At 50.0% G+C, this 4,628-nt stretch carries 3 protein-coding genes; 2 read left to right on the plus strand and 1 reads right to left on the minus strand.

What is annotated here, in order from left to right:
* Nucleotides 1-114: 114 nt before the first annotated feature.
* Nucleotides 115-765, minus strand: coding sequence for a recombinase family protein (locus RDN66_RS15620; RefSeq protein ID WP_308537969.1), 651 nt, complete (start codon nucleotides 763-765; stop codon nucleotides 115-117).
* A 76-nt stretch (nucleotides 766-841) separates the two neighbouring features.
* Here RDN66_RS15620 and yeaG point away from each other — a divergent pair, with 76 nt between their 5' ends.
* Both yeaG and RDN66_RS15630 read left to right on the plus strand, forming a co-directional pair.
* The gene (yeaG, locus tag RDN66_RS15625) at nucleotides 842-2,776 is read left to right on the plus strand and encodes a protein kinase YeaG (protein WP_308537970.1); all 1,935 of its coding nucleotides are present in this window, start codon (nucleotides 842-844) and stop codon (nucleotides 2,774-2,776) included.
* A 113-nt stretch (nucleotides 2,777-2,889) separates the two neighbouring features.
* The gene (locus tag RDN66_RS15630) at nucleotides 2,890-4,173 is read left to right on the plus strand and encodes a YeaH/YhbH family protein (protein WP_035894609.1); all 1,284 of its coding nucleotides are present in this window, start codon (nucleotides 2,890-2,892) and stop codon (nucleotides 4,171-4,173) included.
* Nucleotides 4,174-4,628 lie beyond the last annotated feature (455 nt).

A 4,628-nucleotide genomic window follows, 5' to 3' on the forward strand; every position in this document is an offset into this window, starting at 1 on the left:
CACGCTGAATTATCAGACACCGTCTGAATTTGCAGCGGGCTGGAGAAAGGGTCATTCTGAGAATGAAGATTCCGACGTTACTAACTGAGTGTTGTATCTAATCGTGGGGGCAGGTCATTTTACTATCTCACCAGTGCTCATACCATTTGCATACATCTGGAAACACGAACGAATCACCTCTACTTTTTTTTCATTGACGGCATACCTACCACCATCATTGACTAACCAAACTGGCATTCTATTTGATATCACCTTCCCATCTTTGATCGCTTCTTTAATCTTCCTATCCCATGCCGCAATGGCACGTGTTGATTTCAGCAAAGATTCATTGTAAGAACGACCCTGAATTAGTTCCATAATGATCTTCGAGTTAGCGTCGTTACGGTTCAGCACTAGTCGCCCACTGATATCATGAACTTCAACACCACTTTCAACAATGTATCGAATAGTATCTTCTGACCAGCTAGAACGCCTACTAAGCCTATCCAGACTCAATACTATCAATGCATCACCTTCACCATATTCCTTACGACGAATTCCTTCCAGAAACATACCCAACTGTGAATCAGGACTGATGTTATCATTGCGAAAAGCAGATACCCCACGGTCTTGTAGGTAAATACGGCCTTCACTAAATAACTGTTTCTTCTCATCTAGGTAACGGTCAATGGCTGCCCTTTGGTCGTCTAGACCACCAGCACCATTACCTGCTTCCGAAAGTTGATTTTTCGTGGATACTCGCTCATAACAAATAGGACGGATCATTTTTTATCCCGTTGAAGAACTACGCTAAAAGTAGAATTCTAAAATGTTCCCAGAGTATACAAGAGGACGGCATGCCATGAATATATTCGATCACTATCGCCAGCGCTATGATGCTGCCAAGGACGAAGAGTTCACACTGCAGGAGTTTCTTACCATTTGTCGGCAAGATCGCAGTGCCTATGCTAACGCAGCAGAACGGCTATTAACCGCTATTGGCGAGCCTGTAATGGTTGATACTGCCCAGGAACCGCGGCTTTCCCGTCTCTTTTCGAACCGAGTCATCGGACGCTATCCGGCGTTTGAAGAATTCTACGGCATGGAAGAAGCGATTGAACAGATCGTCTCCTATTTGAAACATGCCGCCCAGGGACTGGAAGAAAAGAAACAGATCCTCTACTTATTAGGCCCAGTCGGCGGCGGTAAATCCTCGCTGGCGGAGCGTCTTAAAGCGCTGATGCAGCGCGTACCTATTTACGTGCTGAGCGCCAACGGCGAGCGTAGTCCGGTTAACGATCATCCTTTGTGCCTGTTTAATCCGCAGGAAGACGCGCAGATTCTGGAAAAAGAGTACGGCGTGCCAACCCGCTATCTGGGCACCATTATGTCGCCGTGGGCCGCGAAGCGCCTGCACGAATTCGGCGGCGATATTACCAAATTCCGCGTGGTGAAAGTCTGGCCATCCATCCTTGAACAGATTGCGATTGCCAAAACTGAACCGGGCGATGAAAACAACCAGGATATCTCCGCGCTGGTCGGTAAAGTCGATATCCGCAAACTTGAACACTACGCGCAGAACGACCCGGATGCCTACGGCTATTCCGGTGCCCTGTGCCGCGCCAACCAGGGGATCATGGAGTTCGTCGAGATGTTTAAAGCGCCAATCAAGGTGCTGCATCCGCTGCTGACGGCCACCCAGGAAGGTAACTACAACGGGACCGAAGGGATCTCTGCCCTGCCCTTTAACGGCATTATCCTGGCACACTCGAACGAATCTGAGTGGGTCACCTTCCGCAACAACAAAAACAACGAGGCGTTCCTCGACCGTGTTTACATCGTCAAGGTGCCTTACTGCTTACGCATCTCCGAAGAGATCAAGATTTACGAAAAACTGCTTAACAACAGTGAGCTGACCCACGCGCCTTGCGCGCCGGGCACGCTGGAAACGCTGTCACGCTTCTCGATTCTTTCACGCCTGAAAGAGCCGGAAAACTCCAGCATCTACTCGAAAATGCGCGTGTACGACGGTGAAAGCCTGAAGGATACTGACCCGAAAGCGAAGTCCTACCAGGAGTATCGCGACTATGCGGGCGTGGACGAAGGAATGAACGGTCTCTCTACCCGTTTCGCCTTTAAGATCCTCTCTCGCGTGTTCAACTTCGACCACGCCGAAGTGGCGGCGAACCCGGTACATCTGTTCTACGTGCTGGAACAGCAGATCGAACGCGAGCAGTTCCCGCAGGAGCAGTCGGAACGCTACCTGGAGTTCCTCAAAGGCTATCTGATCCCGAAATACGCCGAGTTTATCGGTAAAGAGATCCAGACGGCGTACCTCGAATCCTACTCGGAATACGGGCAGAACATTTTCGACCGTTATGTTACCTACGCCGATTTCTGGATTCAGGATCAGGAGTATCGCGACCCGGATACCGGACAGTTGTTCGACCGTGAATCGCTGAACGCTGAACTGGAGAAAATTGAGAAGCCTGCGGGGATCAGCAACCCGAAAGACTTCCGCAATGAGATAGTCAACTTTGTGCTGCGCGCCCGCGCCAACAACAACGGCCGCAACCCGAACTGGACGAGTTACGAGAAGCTGCGCACCGTTATTGAGAAGAAAATGTTCTCCAATACCGAAGAGCTGCTGCCGGTGATTTCGTTTAACGCGAAGACCTCAACCGATGAGCAGAAAAAGCACGACGATTTTGTCGATCGGATGATGGAAAAAGGCTATACCCGCAAACAGGTTCGCCTGTTGTGCGAATGGTATCTGCGCGTGCGTAAATCGTCATAACCACACGGTACCCGACGGCGTTCGCGCTGCCGGGCCGACAACAATGTCCCGTAGGCCGGTTCATCCGGCACTTACAGGCGCAGTAAGTTGGCAAAAGCAGTTCAGGAGGGGCTATGACCTGGTTCATTGACCGGCGTCTGAACGGCAAAAACAAGAGTGCGGTTAACCGCCAGCGCTTCTTGCGCCGTTATAAAGCGCAAATAAAACAGTCGATCTCCGAGGCCATCAACAAACGTTCGGTGACCGATATCGACAGCGGTGAATCTGTCTCCATTCCGACGGATGATATTAGCGAGCCGATGTTCCATCAGGGGCGCGGCGGATTGCGGCATCGGGTTCATCCCGGTAACGACCACTTCGTACAAAACGATCGTATCGAGCGACCACAGGGCGGCGGCGGTGGCGGCGGTAGTGGTCAGGGACAGGCCAGCGCCGATGGCGAAGGTCAGGATGAGTTCGTGTTCCAGATTTCCAAAGATGAGTATCTGGATCTGCTGTTTGAAGACCTGGCGCTGCCTAACCTCAAGCGTAACCAACAGCGTCAGCTCACCGAGTTTAAAACGCACCGTGCAGGCTTCACCGCCAACGGTGTACCGGCGAACATCAGCGTCGTGCGTTCACTGCAAAACTCCCTCGCCCGTCGTACGGCGATGACCGCAGGTAAACGTCGCGAGCTGCACGCGCTGGAAGCCACGCTCGATGAAGTGGCCAAAAGCGAACCGGCGCAGCTTCTGGAAGAAGAACGTCTACGTAAAGAAATTGCCGAACTACGGGCAAAAATCGACCGCGTGCCGTTTATCGACACCTTTGACCTACGCTACAAGAACTACGAGAAACGCCCTGAGCCTTCCAGCCAGGCGGTGATGTTCTGTCTGATGGACGTCTCAGGCTCGATGGATCAATCTACCAAGGACATGGCCAAACGCTTTTATATCCTGCTCTATCTGTTCCTGAGCCGAACCTATAAAAACGTGGAGGTGGTCTATATTCGCCACCATACTCAGGCCAAAGAGGTAGATGAGCACGAGTTCTTCTACTCACAGGAAACCGGCGGCACGATAGTCTCCAGTGCGCTGAAACTGATGGATGAAGTAGTGAAAGCGCGCTATGACCCGGCGCAGTGGAACATTTACGCCGCGCAGGCGTCGGACGGCGATAACTGGGCGGACGACTCCCCGCTGTGTCATGAAATTCTGGCGAAGAAAATTCTGCCGGTAGTGCGTTACTACAGCTATATCGAAATCACCCGGCGGGCGCACCAGACGCTGTGGCGTGAATATGAACATCTGCAGCAGACGTTTGATAACTTTGCCATTCAGCACATTCGCGATCAGGAAGATATTTATCCGGTCTTCCGTGAACTGTTCCACAAGCAAGGTAGTACAATCAAGGATTAATCAGTATAAATCAGCCAGTTATATGTTATTTCTGGCTGATTTTCCTTTCTTGCGAACTGTCATTTTATTCTTTCCCAATCAGTGAGTTAACTTTCATTTTGGGGAATAGATTTCGTTAATGACTGTTGACATCAAGTCAACTTAACATGAATGTTGTCGTTCTCACTCGTTCAAAGGGGTTTTAAATCTTGCGAGTTCTCCTATTAAATCAGTGTAATACAGTGATTTTTCGCCAATAGTTCATAATTAAGTGATCAATATTATCAGTCAGTTACAAGTGTAATAGCGTTCCCATGGCGAAAGATTTATTGCAATTAAGGTCCGCTATGAGCGAAGAGCGGACATCCAAGAATTGATGAAAAGTACAACATCTTCAGGTAATAAATAAATTTCGCCGAAATAATGTAATTACCGACCCGAAGGCCGGTAATTGTTAACACTGATAACCTTTTACC

The organism is uncultured Kluyvera sp., assembly GCF_902485085.1.
Lineage (GTDB): Bacteria > Pseudomonadota > Gammaproteobacteria > Enterobacterales > Enterobacteriaceae > Kluyvera > Kluyvera ascorbata.

Excerpts from the sequence above, each read along its gene's own strand:
- RDN66_RS15630 (WP_035894609.1), top strand. The coding sequence starts at position 2,890 with ATGACCTGGTTCATTGACCGGCGTCTGAACGGCAAAAACAAGAGTGCG.
- RDN66_RS15620 (WP_308537969.1), bottom strand. The coding sequence starts at position 765 with ATGATCCGTCCTATTTGTTATGAGCGAGTATCCACGAAAAATCAACTT.
- yeaG (WP_308537970.1), top strand. The coding sequence starts at position 842 with ATGAATATATTCGATCACTATCGCCAGCGCTATGATGCTGCCAAGGAC.